The organism is Pseudomonadota bacterium (genome assembly GCA_016719885.1).
Lineage (GTDB): Bacteria > Pseudomonadota > Gammaproteobacteria.
This window is the reverse complement of record JADJYF010000002.1, coordinates 93,269-109,116: the sequence shown is the minus strand read 5'-3', so window position 1 is coordinate 109,116 and position 15,848 is coordinate 93,269. Positions and strand designations below refer to the sequence as shown.

At 66.9% G+C, this 15,848-nt stretch carries 18 protein-coding genes and 1 pseudogene; 11 read left to right on the top strand and 8 right to left on the bottom strand.

The features are described from left to right. Nucleotides 1–79 precede the first annotated feature (79 nt). Both IPM80_02975 and IPM80_02970 read right to left on the bottom strand, forming a co-directional pair. A complete protein-coding gene (locus IPM80_02975; GenBank protein MBK8957401.1) occupies nt 80–1,096 on the bottom strand; it encodes a TIGR03617 family F420-dependent LLM class oxidoreductase in 1,017 nt (338 codons plus the stop codon). Nucleotides 1,097–1,208: 112 nt separating this feature from the next. Next, a complete protein-coding gene (locus tag IPM80_02970) occupies nt 1,209–2,141 on the bottom strand; it encodes an integron integrase (GenBank protein MBK8957400.1) in 933 nt (310 codons plus the stop codon). Nucleotides 2,142–2,375: 234 nt separating this feature from the next. Between IPM80_02970 and IPM80_02965 the strand changes: the two genes are divergently transcribed. The 3 genes from IPM80_02965 (at nt 2,376) to IPM80_02955 (ending at nt 4,194) form a co-directional block, all read left to right on the top strand. Further along, nucleotides 2,376–3,053, top strand: coding sequence for an alpha/beta fold hydrolase (locus IPM80_02965; GenBank protein ID MBK8957399.1), 678 nt, complete (start codon nt 2,376–2,378; stop codon nt 3,051–3,053). Nucleotides 3,054–3,206: 153 nt separating this feature from the next. Next, entirely contained in the window at nt 3,207–3,944 is a 738-nt protein-coding gene (locus IPM80_02960) for a tetratricopeptide repeat protein (protein ID MBK8957398.1), read from the top strand. A 31-nt stretch (nt 3,945–3,975) separates the two neighbouring features. Next, nucleotides 3,976–4,194 carry a ClpX C4-type zinc finger protein gene (locus tag IPM80_02955; protein ID MBK8957397.1) on the top strand — a complete coding sequence of 73 codons (219 nt, stop codon included), beginning with the start codon at nt 3,976–3,978 and terminating at the stop codon, nt 4,192–4,194. 16 nt (nt 4,195–4,210) lie between these two features. Here IPM80_02955 and IPM80_02950 read toward each other — a convergent pair whose 3' ends face one another. Then, nucleotides 4,211–4,858, bottom strand: a complete 648-nt coding sequence (locus IPM80_02950; protein ID MBK8957396.1) for an HAD-IA family hydrolase — start codon at nt 4,856–4,858, stop codon at nt 4,211–4,213. A 69-nt stretch (nt 4,859–4,927) separates the two neighbouring features. Between IPM80_02950 and IPM80_02945 the strand changes: the two genes are divergently transcribed. The 3 genes from IPM80_02945 to IPM80_02935 all read left to right on the top strand — a co-directional run bounded on the left by IPM80_02945 (nt 4,928) and on the right by IPM80_02935 (nt 8,048). Then, nucleotides 4,928–5,602, top strand: coding sequence for an MOSC domain-containing protein (locus IPM80_02945; protein MBK8957395.1), 675 nt, complete (start codon nt 4,928–4,930; stop codon nt 5,600–5,602). A 125-nt stretch (nt 5,603–5,727) separates the two neighbouring features. Further along, the gene (locus IPM80_02940) at nt 5,728–6,675 is read left to right on the top strand and encodes a MoxR family ATPase (protein ID MBK8957394.1); all 948 of its coding nucleotides are present in this window, start codon (nt 5,728–5,730) and stop codon (nt 6,673–6,675) included. Further along, a complete protein-coding gene (locus IPM80_02935; protein ID MBK8957393.1) occupies nt 6,672–8,048 on the top strand; it encodes a VWA domain-containing protein in 1,377 nt (458 codons plus the stop codon). The genes IPM80_02940 and IPM80_02935 overlap by 4 nt, the downstream gene beginning before the upstream one ends. A gap of 85 nt (nt 8,049–8,133) precedes the next feature. Here the strand turns inward: IPM80_02935 and IPM80_02930 are convergent, their stop codons facing one another. From IPM80_02930 to IPM80_02920, 3 genes are all read right to left on the bottom strand, one after another. Further along, the gene (locus IPM80_02930) at nt 8,134–8,280 is read right to left on the bottom strand and encodes a hypothetical protein (protein ID MBK8957392.1); all 147 of its coding nucleotides are present in this window, start codon (nt 8,278–8,280) and stop codon (nt 8,134–8,136) included. After that, nucleotides 8,277–8,672 (bottom strand): DUF1631 family protein, encoded by a 396-nt coding sequence (locus tag IPM80_02925; GenBank protein MBK8957391.1) that lies wholly within the window; start codon nt 8,670–8,672, stop codon nt 8,277–8,279. The genes IPM80_02930 and IPM80_02925 overlap by 4 nt, the downstream gene beginning before the upstream one ends. Before the next feature lie 247 nt (nt 8,673–8,919). Continuing rightward, entirely contained in the window at nt 8,920–9,702 is a 783-nt protein-coding gene (locus tag IPM80_02920) for a 3-hydroxybutyrate dehydrogenase (GenBank protein ID MBK8957390.1), read from the bottom strand. Nucleotides 9,703–9,872: 170 nt separating this feature from the next. Here IPM80_02920 and IPM80_02915 point away from each other — a divergent pair, with 170 nt between their 5' ends. The 5 genes from IPM80_02915 (at nt 9,873) to IPM80_02895 (ending at nt 13,905) form a co-directional block, all read left to right on the top strand. Then, nucleotides 9,873–10,139 (top strand): hypothetical protein, encoded by a 267-nt coding sequence (locus IPM80_02915; GenBank protein MBK8957389.1) that lies wholly within the window; start codon nt 9,873–9,875, stop codon nt 10,137–10,139. Nucleotides 10,140–10,175: 36 nt separating this feature from the next. Beyond that, nucleotides 10,176–10,418 carry a hypothetical protein gene (locus IPM80_02910; protein ID MBK8957388.1) on the top strand — a complete coding sequence of 81 codons (243 nt, stop codon included), beginning with the start codon at nt 10,176–10,178 and terminating at the stop codon, nt 10,416–10,418. Nucleotides 10,419–10,517: 99 nt separating this feature from the next. Further along, entirely contained in the window at nt 10,518–11,189 is a 672-nt protein-coding gene (gene napG / locus IPM80_02905) for a ferredoxin-type protein NapG (protein MBK8957387.1), read from the top strand. 8 nt (nt 11,190–11,197) lie between these two features. Then, the gene (gene napH, locus IPM80_02900; protein MBK8957386.1) at nt 11,198–12,076 is read left to right on the top strand and encodes a quinol dehydrogenase ferredoxin subunit NapH; all 879 of its coding nucleotides are present in this window, start codon (nt 11,198–11,200) and stop codon (nt 12,074–12,076) included. Continuing rightward, a complete protein-coding gene (locus IPM80_02895; GenBank protein ID MBK8957385.1) occupies nt 12,073–13,905 on the top strand; it encodes a lytic transglycosylase domain-containing protein in 1,833 nt (610 codons plus the stop codon). The genes napH and IPM80_02895 overlap by 4 nt, the downstream gene beginning before the upstream one ends. A 12-nt stretch (nt 13,906–13,917) precedes the next feature. Here the strand turns inward: IPM80_02895 and pdxH are convergent, their stop codons facing one another. Both pdxH and IPM80_02885 read right to left on the bottom strand, forming a co-directional pair. Beyond that, nucleotides 13,918–14,481 (bottom strand): pyridoxamine 5'-phosphate oxidase, encoded by a 564-nt coding sequence (gene pdxH / locus IPM80_02890; GenBank protein MBK8957384.1) that lies wholly within the window; start codon nt 14,479–14,481, stop codon nt 13,918–13,920. Between the two features lie 51 nt (nt 14,482–14,532). Next, a pseudogene (locus tag IPM80_02885) lies at nt 14,533–15,824 on the bottom strand (adenylosuccinate synthase). Between the last annotated feature and the right edge of the window lie 24 nt (nt 15,825–15,848).

Here is a 15,848-nt window from a genome sequence, read left to right as displayed (position 1 = left end):
CTGAATACAGGATAGTCCATATCTTGGGGTGCGGCGCCCCGCTCTGCCCGGCAAGGCGCTGACAGCGTCGGCCCAGGCCTCAGGCGTGCACGGCGTCGATGAGTTCGCGCCAGCGGTTGAACTCGCCGTCGCCGCCCATGGAGCGATACAGCGCGACGCGGTCGAGCAGGCCGTCATAGCGTTCGCGTATGCGTTTGCCGATGTTGCCCGGCGCATCGATGATGCAGATCTTCTCGAGCAATGGCGCCGGAATGGCGGCCGCCATGTCGTCGAGCTTGCCTTCGCGCAACAGGCCGTTCAACTGGCGGCCGAGATCGTTGTAACCGTGGTGCTCAAACACGCTGGCATAGGTCGGCGTGGCGCCGTAGAACGAGATCTGGCGCCGCACCAGCTGTTCCATCGCATCGGTCTCGGCCTGGGTCTCGCCGGTGATGATGAAGACCGGCGCGTAGAGGGCAATCTTCGACGCATCGCGCCCCGCCGAGCGGGCGCCCTCGGCGATGGTCGGGCACACCACTTCGCGCAAGTATTCGACGGTATGCACCGGATGCACGTGGAAGCCGTCGGCCACCTCGCCCGCCGCGCGACACATGCCGGTGTTCACGCCGGCCAGGTAGACCGGGATGTTCGGGTGTTCGATGGGTCCGGGCGTGAAGAACGCGTTGATCAGTTTGAAGCGATAGAACGGCCCTTCGTAGTTGGGACGCGCGCCGGTCTGGAAAGTGTCCCAGATCGCGCGCACGCAGCGGATGTAATCGGTGACGCGCGCCGCCGGCTGATCGAAAGGCATGGAGAAACGCTTCTCGACATGGGCGCGCACCTGGGTGCCGAGGCCGAGATGAAAACGACCGCCGGAGTCACGCTGCAGGTCCCAGGCTATCTGCGCCATGGAAAACGGCGAGCGCGCGAAGGCCACCGCGATGTTGGTGCCAATCTCGATACGCGGCGCGGCGGCCGCCGCGTGGGCAAGCGGAATGAAGGCATCGCTCATGGCTTCGAAAGTCCAGATGCAATCAAAACCAAGCGCGTCGTATTCCTTGGCCAGCGCTGCAATCCTGGCCGGCGCGCCGGGCGCCATGAAGGTATCAATTTTCATCATTCACTCCGCTGGTGGTGAGACATGGGCGCGGGCGCGGCGACACAGGCAAGCGCCGGCCGCGCCGAGCCGGCATCGTATCGCACCTCGCCCCCCGGCCGGAACGCGGCCATCAGCGGCTTTGCTCGTCGACGCGCAGCGCCAGTACCGCGGCCAAGGGACTCTTGACCGCGAGGCCGCCGCGTTTGAGCACATGGGTGTAGATCTGCGTGGTACGGATGTCGCGGTGTCCGAGCTGTTCCTGCACGGTGCGTATGTCGGCGCCGCGTTCCAAGAGGTGGGTGGCGAAAGAATGGCGCAGGCTGTGGCAGCTCGCAGGCTTGGCAATCCTCGCGCCCACCACCGCGCGTCGCACCGCGCGCTGCACCCTTTGTTCGTCGAGGTGATGACGATAGCGCAGGCCGCTGCGCGGATCGGTCGTCACCTGGTCGGCGGCAAACACGTATTGCCAGCCCCATTCCTGGGGCGCGGCCGGATACTTGCGCGCCAAGGCATGGGGCAACCACGCGGCGGCGTTGCCCTCGGCGCGATCGCGTTCGAACAGCGTTCTGCGCGCGGCGAGATGGCGCTCGAGCGGCCCGCTCAATTCATCGGGCAAGGTCACCACCCGATCCTTGCCGCCCTTGCCATCGCGCACCAGCACGGCGCGATGTTCGAAATCGAGATCCTTGACGCGCAGGCGCACGCTCTCCATGAGGCGCAGACCCGAGCCGTATTGCAGACAGGCCGGCAGCCACACGCGGTCCGGCAATTGCGCGAGCACCCTCGCCACCTCCTCCACCGACAGCACCACCGGCAGGCGCTGCTTGTCCTTGGCCCGCACCACGCCGGCGAGATCGCCCAGCGGTCGCTCGAGCACCACGCCGTAGAGGAACACCAGCGCGTTCAACGCCTGGTTCTGGGTGGCGGGCGCCACCTGCGCGTTGAGCGCGAGGTCCGACAGGAAGGCCGCCACCTCGCGTTCGCTCATCTGCTCGGGATGGCGACGCTGGTGGAAGTGGATGAAGCGTCGCACCCAGTACACGTAGGTCTGTTCGGTGCGCATGCTGTAATGACGTACGCGCACCGCGGCGCGCACGCGATCGAGAAATGCGGAAGATGAAGCCACGTCCTTGTGCCTCCGATGATGCGTCCGCCGACAACGCTAACCGATGCCGTCCCGGCCGTGCAATCGTGTCGACGGCGCAGCCCGCCCGCGCTCGTTGCCGACGGCGCCGACCCGCCGCAAGATGGCGCCTTGCAACACGCTCATCGACAGCTCATCGCCCCCCAGCCTGCCATGGATTGCGAACCCGCCCCGCCCGCCCGCGACTGCGTGGTGCTGCTGCACGGCCTCGCGCGCAGCGCGCGCTCCATGCGCAAGCTCGAAGCGTGTCTCGCCGCGCAGGGTTACATGGTCGACAACCTCAGCTACCCGTCGCGCCGCCACGGCATCGCCGCGCTGGCTGACATGGCGGTGGGCGGCGCCCTTGCCCGCTGCCGGGCGCGCTCGCCCCGCCAGATCCATTTCGTCACGCACTCGCTGGGCGGCGTGCTGGTGCGGCACCATCTCGCGCGGCATCGCGTCGAGCGGCTGGGGCGCGTGGTCATGCTCGCGCCGCCCAACCAGGGCAGCGAGGTGGTCGACCGCTTCGGTCGCCTGCCGGGCTTTCATTTCATCAACGGCCCGGCCGGCGCCGAGCTCGGCACGCGCGCGGACAGCGTGCCCTTGCGGCTCGGCGCGGTGACTTACCCGGTGGGCGTGATCGCCGGCACGCGCAGCATCAATCCCCTGCTCTCCACCGCCCTGCCGTCACCCAACGACGGCAAGGTGTCCGTCGAGCGCACACGCGTCGAGGGCATGAGCGATTTCCTGTGCGTGCCCGTTTCCCACCCCTTCATCATGCGCAACGACGCGGTCATCGAGGCGGTGCTGCGCTTCCTGGCCAGCGGCGCGTTCGCGCCAGGCCAGGCCTGAGTGACGGCCCCGCGCGCGCTGGCGTGGCTGGTTCGCGCCGCCACGCGTCGGCGCCGCGATTCACCCGCGAGCCCGCACGCCCCGTATACTCGTGAGGCGCGCGCCGACGGCGTCCGCCATCATTGTTTCGTCACTGCCCGCGAGGTGTGCAGCGTGCCCTTGGTCGTCCTTTCCATCATCGTGCAGCTGGCGCTGGTCGTGCACATCATCAAGACCGGACGCAACACCACCTGGGTGTTCATCGTGCTGTTCTTCCCGCTGATCGGCGCGCTGGCCTATTTCATCATCGAGCTGCTGCCCGGGCTGACCAACACGCGCGCCGCGAAGTCCGCCCAGCGCAGCCTCGCCCACGCCGTGGATCCGGACAAGGCGCTGCGCGAGGCGACCGAGCAATACGCCGTGGCGCGCACCGCGCAGAACGCCCTGGCGCTGGCCCAGCAGCACCTGGCGCGCGGCAATCACGCCGAAGCCAAGGAACTGTTCGAACGTTCCCTGTCTGGTGTGCACAGCGACGATCCCGATCTGCTGTTCGGCCTTGCCGAGGCGCATTTCGGTCTCGGTGAATTCGCCGGCACGCTGCGTGCGCTCGACGACTTCAAGCGCGTCAATCCGGGCAAGACCACCCAGGACGGCCACCTCCTGTATGCGCGCGCGCTGCAGGAGCTGGGGCGCGTCGACGAAGCCATCGACGAGTTCCGCGCACTGGTCGGCTATGCCGCCGGCCCCGAACCGAGTTGCCGGCTTGCCATGCTGTTGAAGGCGCAAGGTCACGACGACGAGGCGCGTGCCCTCTACGAAGCGGTTGTGGCGCGCAGCAAGACTGCCGGCAAGCACTACAACACGCTCTATCGCGAGTGGGTGAACCAGGCCCGCCGCGAATGCCAGGCCTGAAGCGCACATCCATCAAGCACAGGCGCGGCCCATGAACGACAACGACGAGCCCTCGCCGCCCGGCGCCCAGCGTCTGGACGCCACGCCGGCGGCGGCGATCTTCAAGGGCGTACCGCCGCTGTGTTCCTTTTGCGGCCGCGGCAAGGGCGAATACCGCCATCTCGTCGCCGGCCCCAAGGGCAACATCTGCGACCACTGCGTGGCCACGGCGCGCCAGCAGCTCGGCAAGGGCGCCGGCGACCCGGCGTGAGCGCCGCGGCGCGGCCTCACACGCCGAAATCGATACCGAGGATGCGACCCAGGTCGTCGATGGCCTGCTGTTCGGACGTGACCTTGATGGTGGTCATGCCCATGTCGCGCGCCGGCTTGAGATTGATACCGAGGTCGTCGAGATACACGATCGCGTCCGGCGTCACGCCGATACGCTCGCAGGCCATCTGGTAGATGCGCGGATCGGGCTTGCGTATGCCTTCCTTGCTCGATTCGATGATGACATCGAACAGCTTCATCACCGCCTTGACGTCCGCGGCCTGCTGATCGGTGCTGGACATGCCGGTGCCCTGGCCGGCATTGGCATTGTTGGTCAGGCAGGCGACGCGGTAGTCGGCCTTGCAGCGCGTCAGCACTTTCACCATGCGCGGCCGCACATCGCCGCCCAACAGGCCGATGACTTCCCGGCCGCGGATCTCGTGACCGGCGGCGGCGGTCTCGGCCGCGAACAGCACGTCGAATTCCTCGACCGAGCAGCGACTCGACTCGAAACGCGCCCAGGCATTGTCATGGTGATTGAGCGCATTGACGCCGCGGATGAAATCGAGCGGCAGGCCGCGCGCGGCCTCGTAGCGATTGAAGTTGTCGAAGGGCGAGGTGGTGATGACGCCGCCAAAATCCCATAACACTGCCTTGAAACCCATGCTGACCTCGATGCCGGAAACACAAGCCGGGCATTTTCGCAGATTGCGTGCTTGCGGGTATGCTGTCGTATGCCCGCGCTTCACGACCTGCCCACCGCCGTGCTCGGTCTGTATGCCGGCGGCGTCGCGCCGCTGGCCGGCGGACGGCCGAGCGCCATCATCAAGCGCGCGCTGGCCGGCGAGGTGCGCCTCGGCGCCCTGGGCCTGGCCGGCGATGCCCAGGCCGACCGGCGCCTGCACGGCGGCCCGGACAAGGCCCTGCACCAGTTTCCGAGCGAGCATTATGTGCGGCTCGCCGCGGCCTTCCCCGCGATCGGGGAACTGCTCGCGCCGGGTTCCATCGGCGAGAATATCGCCAGCCTCGGCATGACCGAGGACACGGTGTGCCTGGGCGACGTCTACCGCTTTGACGCGGCGCGCATCCAGGTCACCCAGCCGCGCCGTCCGTGCGGCAAGATAGACCGGCGCTACGGCGTCGACGGACTGGCCAGGTACATCGAACAGCAAGGTTGTTGCGGCTGGTACTTCCGCGTGCTCGAGGAAGGCACGGTGCGCGCGGGCGCCAGCCTGACGCTGCTCGAACGACAGCCCGAAGCCATCAGCCTGGCCGACTTCCACGCCACGCTGCGCGAAGCGCGGCCGCCGCTGGCGCGGCTCGAGCGCCTGGCCGCCATGGAGGTGCTGGGCGGCGAATGGCTCAAACGACTGCGCAGCCGCCTCGAGTGGCTGCTGCGCCATACATGACTCGAGGAAGCTCTGATTAAGCATAGCGAGCATGCTCGCGCACCAGCGCCCGAGCAGCGACCGTAGCATAATCAGAGTTTCCTCGACACACACGACCACAGATTGAAGGACACAGGACCCACCACGTGAGCACCGCCAACCCCACTGCCGCCCTCGCGGCGCTTGCCGACATTCAACGCGGCTTCCAAAGTTCAGGCTATATCGCCAGCGACGCCATCGCGACCTGCGTCTACATCGCGCAGGCCCTGTCCAAGCCCATCCTGGTCGAAGGACCGCCCGGCGTCGGCAAGACCGAGTTGGCGAATGCCACCGCCAAGCTGCTCGACAAGCCGCTCATCCGCCTGCAGTGCTACGAGGGCCTGGACGAATCGAAGGCCCTGTACGAATGGAAGTACGGCAAGCAGCTGCTCTACACCCAGGTGCTGAAGGAAAAGCTCGGCGACCTCATGCAGGGCGCGCAGGGTCTGAAGGAATCCATCGCGCGCCTGCATGAATTTGACGACACCTTCTTCAACGAGGAATTCCTCGAGCCGCGGCCGCTGTTGAAAGCGCTGTGGGCGCCACAGGGCGCGGTGCTCCTGATCGACGAAATCGACAAGTCCGACCAGGAGTTCGAGGCCTTCCTGCTCGAGCTCCTGCAGGACTACCAGATTTCGATCCCGGAGATTGGCACGGTCAAGGCCAAGCAGCCGCCGGTGGTGTTCCTGACCTCGAACAACACGCGCGAGATCGGCGATGCCTTGAAGCGCCGCTGCCTGCATCTCTACATCCCCTTCCCGGACGCCAAGCTCGAACAGCGCATCATCGAATCGCGTGTACCGGCGCTGGAGGCCGGCCTGCGCACGCAGCTGGTGGCCTTCGTGCAGAGCCTGCGTGGACTCGATCTGAAGAAAGTGCCGGCGGTCAGCGAGACCATCGACTGGGCGCGCACGCTGTTGTTGCTGCACGCCGCCGAACTCGAGCCGGCACTGGTGCGCCAGACCCTGAACGTGCTGCTCAAATTCCAGGACGACATCGAGCACGTCGACGCCGAGGTGCCGGCACTGACCCGTCAGGCGGCGAAGAACGCGTGACCCAGGTGCTGTCCAATTTCATCAAGGCGCTGCGCGCCAGCGATGTGCGCGTATCGACCGCCGAAAGCATCGACGCGGCGGCGGCGCTGGCGCTGGTGGGCTTCGAGCATCGCACGCTGATCAAGGAAGCGCTCGGCCAGGTGCTGGCCAAGACGCCCGACGACAAGTCGCGTTTCAACGACTGCTTCGAACGTTTCTTCACGTTCGAAGATCTCGCCGGCGACAGCGCGCCGGGCGACGAGCAGGCCACCGGCGATGACCAGCGCGAGGGCGCGCCGGGCGAAGACGGTGGCCAGGGCGGCAGCGGTGGCGGCGGCGACGGTGGACTTGCCGCCATGCTCGAGCGCGGCGACGGCCCGGCCCTGCAACAGGCGCTGGCCAGCGCCGCGCGCAACGTGCAGCTGCAGAACATCCGCCTGTTCACCCAGCGCGGCATGTACATTCGCCGCATCCTCGAGGACATGGGCATCGAGCCGCTGGACGATCTCCTGTTCGCGCTGCTGAAGGCCAACGACGACGACCCGCGCGCGCTGCGCCTCAAGGAACAGAAGGCGCGCCTGGTCGAGAACGTCGCCGGGCTCGTCGACCGCCAGATGCTGATGTACACCGCCAACGCCTGGCCCAAGCTGCGCGAGGAAGTACTGCAGAAAACGCCATTGGCGCGCATCGAGATCCGTGACTTCAAGGTCATGCAGGAACTGGTGCGCAAGCTCGCCAAGCGCCTGGTGTCCCTGCATTCGCGCCGCCGTCACGTGTCGAAGCGCGGCCAGCTCGATGTGCGTCACACCATCCGCAAGAACATCGAGTACGACGGCCTGCTGTTCGACACGGTGTGGAAACGGGTGCGCGTGGACCGGCCCAAGGTCATCGCGGTGTGTGACGTGTCGGGCTCGGTGGCGCAGGTCGCGCGCTTCCTGCTCTTGTTCCTGTACAGCGTCGCCGAGGTGCTGCCCAAGGTGCGGGCCTTCGCGTTCTCCAGCCATCTCGGAGAAGTGACCGGCCTGTTCGAATCCAAGCCGGTGGAAGACGCGGTGGTGGAAACCATCAACACCTACGGCATGGGCTCGACCGACTACGGCGGCGCGCTGGCTGAACTAGAACGCCTGACCCTTGCCGACATCGACCAGCGCACCACCGTCATCATCCTCGGCGACGCGCGCTCCAACTACGGCGATGCCGGCGAACGCTCGCTGCGCCGCATCCACGAACGCGCACGCCGCGTGCTGTGGCTGAACCCGGAACCGATGGCGTTCTGGAATTCGGGTGATTCGGAAATGCAGAAACTGGGCGCGGCCTGCGACAAGGTCGAGAGCTGCCGCACCTTGAAGCACCTGGAAAGAGTGGTGAGCGAAATCGCGCGCACGGCGATTTGAGCGTGTGGGTCAGACTTCAGTCTGACATCAGAACTTAGGCAGCGACTGGCGGTGTCAGACTGAAGTCTGACCCACAAAACCGCACCTACATTTCGATGTGTTCGACGCTGTCGGCGCCGTCCAGGCGGTCGAGCAACGCGCGGTAGCGCGGGTCGCGGACATCCATGGTGACGGTATCGGAGAAATCCGTGCCGGCATCGGCCGGCATGTGCTCCAGCTTCAAGAGGCTCATGTGCAGGAGCTTGAGCTGGTCGAGGAAGTGTCGCGCTCCTGCGCTTCGACCTGGGCCTTGTCGATGGCAATTTTGACGTCGGTGACGAGGCGCGGCAGTTCGCGCACCAATTGCGCGCGCTTCTCCGGCGACTCGGTTGGCACGATGCTCTGCAACAGGCGGCGTGTGCAATCGATGGCGCGCGCCCAGGCCGCACTACTAGGCCCGTTGTCGTGGTGCACCAGCACCAGGTAGCGGCGCCAGCTGCGCAGCATGAATTCCACCACCCATGCCGGCGGCAACGGCCCCTCGGTCTCGGCAATGGTGTTGCGTAACGCAGCGCTCGCGGCCTGGATATCGTCGCGATAATCCGTGGCCTGCGGTGCTTCGTCGGCTGTGTCGATAGAACTCATGAAATCCGGATCGTCGAACGTGCGTCTGACCAACGCCACCCTCCGTGGCATGCGCGTCGCCTGTTTGGGTGGCGACGTCGAGCGAATGGAATGGCCTTCCTGGCATCCCTGCCCGAACGTTTCAAGTATGCCCCGAAGGCCTCGCCATAGCTAGGTCGCCGCGCCGCCAATTCGCGGTGCCAGGTCTCGTTTGGGCACGCCGCCAACTGACGCCAGCATGGGCGTCGGCAGCTTCGCCGGTGCCGGTCTACTTGGCGGTCCAGCCTCCGTCCATGGACAGCGTCGTGCCGGTGATCTGCGCCGCTTCCGGCCGGCACAGGTACAGGGCGAGGCTCGCGACCTGGGCGATGGTGACGAAGTCCTTGGTCGGCTGCGCGGCCAGCAGCACATCGCGTTTGACCTCGTCTTCGGTGATGCCGCGCGCCTTGGCGGTATCGGGAATCTGGCGCTCGACCAGCGGCGTCAGCACGTAGCCCGGACAAATGGCGTTGCAGGTCACGCCGAACTCCGCGAGTTCCAGCGCGATGGTCTTGGTCAGGCCGGCGATGCCGTGCTTGGCGGCGACATAGGCCGCTTTGAACGGTGACGCGGCCAGCGCATGGGCCGAGGCCATCATGATGATGCGGCCGCGGCGTGCGGCCTTCATGGCCGGTATCGCCGCGGCACTGGCGTGGAAGGCCGACGACAGGTTGATGGCGATGATGTCGTTCCACTTGTCGATGGGGAAATCCTCGACCGGCGCCACGTGCTGGATGCCGGCGTTGTTGACCAGGATGTCGAGACGTCCGTGACGTTCGACGACCCCCGCCACCATGGCCCGCACCGCCTCGGCATCGCGCATGTCGGCGCCGTCGTATTCGACGCGGCCGCCGCCCAGCGCGCCGAGGCGGCTCTTGAGGCTGCTGACCAGGGCCTCGTCGGCGAAGCCGTTCAGGACGACATGGGCGCCGGCCGCGGCCAGTTGTTCGGCGATGCCGAGGCCGATACCGCTGGTGGAACCGGTGACGAGGGCGACGTGGTCTTTCAACATGGACTGGACTCCTGGATTTCTACTATGACGGACGCGCGTGCCCACACTGACCGCGCCCCCCGGTCACGGTCACGCACGGCGTGGTGAACGGCCGGCAGAATGACACGGATCAAGGCCCGCCGGCCATGGCCGGCGAATCATGCGAATACACCCCGCCGGAGGGCAGCGCCATGATCACGCTCGACGATTGCATCGCGTTTCTGCACCTGACGCCCGACGAGCTAGACGCCATCGCCGAGCATGAACACGTGTCGGCCATGGTCGCCGCCGAACTTGCTTCCTATCTGATCGAGTCACCGGACGGCGAGCGCATGATCAAACGCATGATCATCGACGACATCATGCACGCCACCGCCAACGGCCATGCCCAACGTGCCGCGGACTTGACCACGGTGCTGAAGCACTTCGTCGCCACCCATCCCGACCGCCCCCTGTAGGTGTGAATGCGTTCGCGCCCCGGCCCAGGAACCCGCATGTCACACGACTCCCGCGCCGCCGATCTCATCGGCTATTCCTTCCTGGTGATGTTCGCCAACGATGGCATCATCGACCTTGATGAATTGCATTTCCTGGAACGCGTGGCCTTGAGCGATGGCGAAATCGACGATGAAGAACGCAAAGCCCTGCGCGCCATATTCGCGCGTGCCGATGTCACGCGCTTGAGCGCCGAGGTCGCGACCGAGATCCGCGAATTTCGCGCGCGCCACGGCATCTAGGCGCGCTCGCTGCTTGGCAGTGCGCGGCGCGAGGGCGCACTATACCGGCCTGCCGTCATCGCGCCGTCGGCGCGCCGCGCGCAGACGAGGCGCGAGGCCATGTCCAACCACAACGAACGCAAGGCAATTCACGATCCCGACCGGCGCCGCATGCTCACGCGTGGCGCGCAGGCCGCCGGCGCGGTCAGCCTGGTCGGCCTGCTGCTCGGCAGTTATGCCGAACAGGCGGCCTCGCGTCCCATCGGTGCGCTGCGTCCTCCCGGTGCGCTGGCGGAAGATGATTTCCTCGGCGCCTGCGTGCGCTGCGGACTGTGCGTGCGCGACTGCCCCTACGACACCTTGAAGCTCGCGCCCTTCGGCGCCTCGCTCGCCACCGGCACGCCCTACTTCGTGGCGCGCGACGTACCCTGTTACATGTGCAAGGACATACCCTGCGTGGCGGCCTGTCCGACCGATGCGCTGTCGAAACAGCTCACCGACATTCGCGACGCCGACATGGGCGTGGCGGTGGTGGTCGGTACCGACACCTGTTACAGCATCAATGGCATCGCCCATTGCCAGGCCTGTTACCTCGCCTGCCCGATCAAGGACGAGGCCATCACCATGGAAATGAAACAGGACGGCAAGCGCGTGTATTTCGAGCCGACCGTGCATCGCGAACAATGCACCGGCTGCGGCAAGTGCGAAAAGGATTGCGTGGTGGAGCAAGCCGCCATCAAGGTCTTGCCGCGCGCCCTGGTGCGGCACGACCTCGGTCTCAATCCCGCTTGAGCCTTTCCATGCCGGACGCCGTCGCGGCCCGCGCCGATACGCGCGGTTTCTTGCAGCGCCAGCGTTGGCTGCTGCTGCGCCGTGCCAGCCAGTTCGCGCTGCTCGGCCTGTTCCTGCTCGGCCCCTGGTTCGGCGTGTGGTGGGTGAAGGGCAATCTCGCCGCCAGCCTGTGGTTCGACTTCGTGCCGCTCGAAGATCCCTACATCGCCCTGCAATCGGTGCTCGCCACCCATCACGTGACGCGCACCGCGCTGCTCGGCGCCGCGCTGGTCACGCTGTTCTACGCGCTGGTGGGCGGGCGCGTGTATTGCTCGTGGGTTTGTCCGGTCAACGTCATCACCGACCTCGCGCACTGGTGCCGTGAACGCCTGCACCTGCCACCCGGCTGGCGGCCGCAGCGCGCGCTGCGTTACTGGCTGCTGGCAATGACACTGGTGGTGGCGGCGCTCGGCGGTGGCATCGCCTGGGAACTGGTCAATCCCGTCACCATGGTGCAACGCGCGCTGGTGTTCGGCATGGGCCTGGCGTGGACCATCGTGCTGGCGGTATTTCTTTTCGATCTGCTGGTCAGCCGGCGCGGCTGGTGTGGCCACCTGTGTCCGGTCGGCGCCTTCTATGCGCTCGTCGGCCGCGGCGCGGCGCTGCGCATCGCCGCCGATAAACGCGAGGCCTGCACCGACTGCGGTGACTGCTTCGCGGTGTGTCCCGAGCCGCAGGTCATCACGCCGGCGCTGCGCGGCAGCGGCGACGCCACGCGCCTGGTATTGGACAGCGCCTGCACCAACTGCGGGCGCTGCATCGACGTGTGCGCCGACGATGTCTTCAAATTCACGCTCCGGCCGCTCTACCGGGGCGACCGCGACGGCGCCGCGACGCAGGGACCATGAAGTACGCGCGCGCGCTCATCGTGGCGCTGCTGTGCTGCGCCGGCCCGGCGCCGCGCGCCGCGCCGACCACCGTCGAGGTGCCGCTCAACATTCCCTATGCGCTGGTGCGCGCGCAGCTTGCCGAGCGCGTGTTCATCGAGCCTGAAGAAAGCCTGCATGCATTGAGCGATGCGAGCGGCTGCAACAAGTTGAAACTGTCGGCGCCCAAGGTCGAAGGCGCCGCCGCCGGCGGCATGCAGGTCGCGATGCGGGTGGACGCCCGCGGCGGCACACCGATGCCGGGCGGCGCCTGCCTGTTGCCCTTCACCTGGCGCGGCCAGGTGATCCTGCGCGAAAGCGCGCGCGTTGGCGACTCGCCCACCGCGATAGCGTTTCGCATCGTCGATTCCGACATTCGTGACGAGAGCGGCAAGAAGGAAACCGTGCCGGGCGTGATGTGGGGCTGGGTAAAGCAATACGTGCACCCGCGCATCGAGGCCTTCAGCTTCGAACTTGCGCCGCTGTTGGGCGGCAGTCGTGAGCTCATCACCAATGCGCTGGCCGGCGCACCGGATTTCGCCACCCTCTGCGCCGACTCGCTGCGCATAGCAGCCGCCGATGGTGGCCACGACGCGCTGGTCACGACGTTCGCCTTCGACATGCCGGAGGTCAACGCGGCGGCCCTGCCGCCGCTGCCGCACGCGCCGCTGACCGCCCATGAACTCATGGCCTGGGACCAGCAATGGCAGGCTTGGGACGCGTTCGCGACCTGGCTCATCAAGACCGTTGCCAGCCATGCCGGCCCCGCGCTGCGCGCGGCGCTGGCCGAGACCTTGCTCGAGGCGCGTTACGAACTGCGCGACGCGCTCGCCAACGATGCCCTCGATGCCGACCCGGTGCGCAGCCTGTTCGTGCACGCGTGGCAGCGCCTGACGCCGCTCCTCGGCGAAGCGCAGCTGTCGGCGCAGGGTGACGAGGCGCTGCGCTATCTGGCCCTCATCAATGCCGGCGACGCGTTGCGCGCGCTGGACAGCGCCGGTGCGCAGGTTGGCGTGCGTATCGACCAGGCGACGCTGCGCCAACTCGCGCGCCTGCTGTTGCCGGCCGTCGAAGACGAAGCGCTGCGCTATTCCGCGGCGCCGGACCCGGCGCTGCGTGAACTGCTGGGTTTGCCGGCCGAACTGGTGACCGCCGGCGAGCCATCGCGCAGCACCGACTGGCTGGCGTGGTGGATTACACCGGCCCAGGCCGCCGACATCGACGCCGCGGGCATCGCGCGTCTGAATCGCTGGCTGCCGAGCGACGGCGACCTCGATGCCTATCTCGCCACGCTCGACGCCCTGCTCGGCGACATCGCCGAACAGGAGCAAAGCCGCGCCAAGGTGCAAGCGCCTTTCATCGAGGTCTATCGCACGCTGTTGCGCGCCACCGCCTGGCAGGAAACCTGTTGGCGTCAATACGTGAGGGAAGCCGGACGCATCGAGCCGCTGCGATCATCGGCCGGCTCGGTGGGCCTCATGCAGATCAACCAGCACGTGTGGCGCGGCGTGTACGACTTGAACAAGCTCGCCGCCGACATCGGCTACAACGCCCGCGCCGGCAACGAGATCCTGGTGCACTACCTGGTGGATTTCGCGATCAAGAAAAAGGAACACGAGGTGACGGGCGACCCGCACAACCTCGCGCGCGCGGCCTACGCGGTCTACAACGGCGGGCCCGGACACCTGCGTCGCTATCGCGATCCGAAGGAGCCGCGCAGCCTGCGCGACATCGATTCGGCGTTCTGGAAGAAATACCAGGCGCTGCGCGCGCGCGGCGTCGAGGCCGTCAAGCAGTGTTACGCGCAGTGAGCGCGGCGGCGCTCAAGGATAGAGCTTACGACTGCTCCACGCGCCGTCGCCGAGTTCCCACAGCGTGCGCTCGTGCAGGCGAAAGGGCCGGTCCTCCCAGAACTCGATGCGTTGCGGCGTGACGCGAAAGCCTGACCAGAATTCCGGTCTCGGTACCGCGCCGATGGCATAGCGTGCCGCGTACTTGGCGACCCGCGCTTCCAACGCGAACCGTCCTTCGAGGACGTGGGATTGTTTCGAGGCCCAGGCGCCGATCTGCGAATCACGCGGGCGGCTGGCGAAATAGGCGTCGGCCTCGGCGTCGTCGACTTGCGCGGCCACGCCCTCCACGCGCACCTGGCGCGCCATGGACTTCCAGTGCAGGCACAGCGCGACATGCGCATTGGCGCGAATGTCATCGGCCTTGCGGCTGGTGAGATTGGTGTAGAACACCAGGCCGCGCTCGTCGATGCCGCGCAGCAGCACCATGCGCAGGCTCGGCCGCCCCTCGGCGTCGACGGTCGCGACCGACATCGCGGCCGGCTCGAGGGCTTCCTTCTTCTCGGCTTCAGCGAGCCATTCGACGATGTGCGCGATCTGGCGACGTGCCCGGTGCGGATTTCGTCATGGACCGCGGAACCTCGCGCCTTACTCGAAGGGATGACGCAGCACGATGGTGTCGGCGCGATCCGGTCCGGTGGAAATGATGTCGATGTTGGTGCCGGCGATGGCGGCGATGCGATCGAGATAGGCGCGCGCCTTGGCCGGCAATCCGTCCCAGCTGCGCACGCCGACTGTCGATTCGCTCCAGCCCGGCAGCGTTTCGTAGACCGGCCGCACTTCGGCCATGGCCTCGGCGCCGGTCGGCACCGACAGCGACACGCCGTCCGGCGTTTCGTAACCGACGCAGATGCGGATCTCGTCGATGCCGTCCAGCACGTCGAGCTTGGTCACGCACAGGCCCGAGATGCTGTTCAACTGCTGCGCACGCCGCAGCGCGACGGCGTCGAACCAACCGCAGCGGCGACGGCGCCCGGTGGTGGCGCCGAACTCGTTGCCCTTGGTGGCGAGATGCTCACCGGTCTCGTCGAACAGCTCGGTCGGGAACGGGCCCGAGCCGACGCGCGTGGTATAGGCCTTGGTGATGCCGAGCACGTAGTCGAACACGCGCGGTCCGACGCCGGTGCCGCTGGCGGCGAAGCCGGCCGTGGTGTTCGACGAGGTCACGAACGGATAAGTGCCGTGATCGATGTCGAGCAGCGTGCCCTGCGCGCCTTCGAACAGCAGGTTCGAGCCCTTGACGCGATGCTGGTGCAACAGCTCGGTGACATCGCCGACCATCGGCCCGATGACTTCGGCGTGCCGCATGGATTCGTCGAGGATGCGCTGGAAGTCGAGCCCGGCGACCTTGTAGTAATTGGTCAGCACGAAGTTGTGGTAATCGAGCACTTCACCGAGCTTGGCGGCAAAGCGTTCGCGGAACAGGAGGTCGCCGACGCGCAGCGCGCGGCGCGCAACCTTGTCTTCGTAGGCCGGGCCGATGCCGCGGCCGGTGGTGCCGATGGCGGCCGCGCCGCGCGCCTTCTCGCGCGCCACGTCGAGCGCGACGTGATAGGGCAGGATCAGCGGACAGGCGGCGCTCACGATCAGGCGCTCGCGCGCCGGCACGCCGCGCGCCTCGAGCATGGTGATCTCATCCATGAAGGCCTCGGGCGAGAGCACCACGCCGTTGCCGATCAGGCAGGCCACGTCGTCGTGCAGGATGCCCGACGGGATCAGGTGCAGGACGGTCTTTTCGCCATCGATGACGACCGTGTGCCCGGCGTTGTGACCTCCCTGAAACGCACGACGGCGGCGCAACGGTCGGTCAACATGTCGACCACCTTGCCCTTGCCCTCATCACCCCATTGGGATCCGATTACGACGACTGACTTGCCCAAGCTCGTTCTCTCTAAAAAAGATTT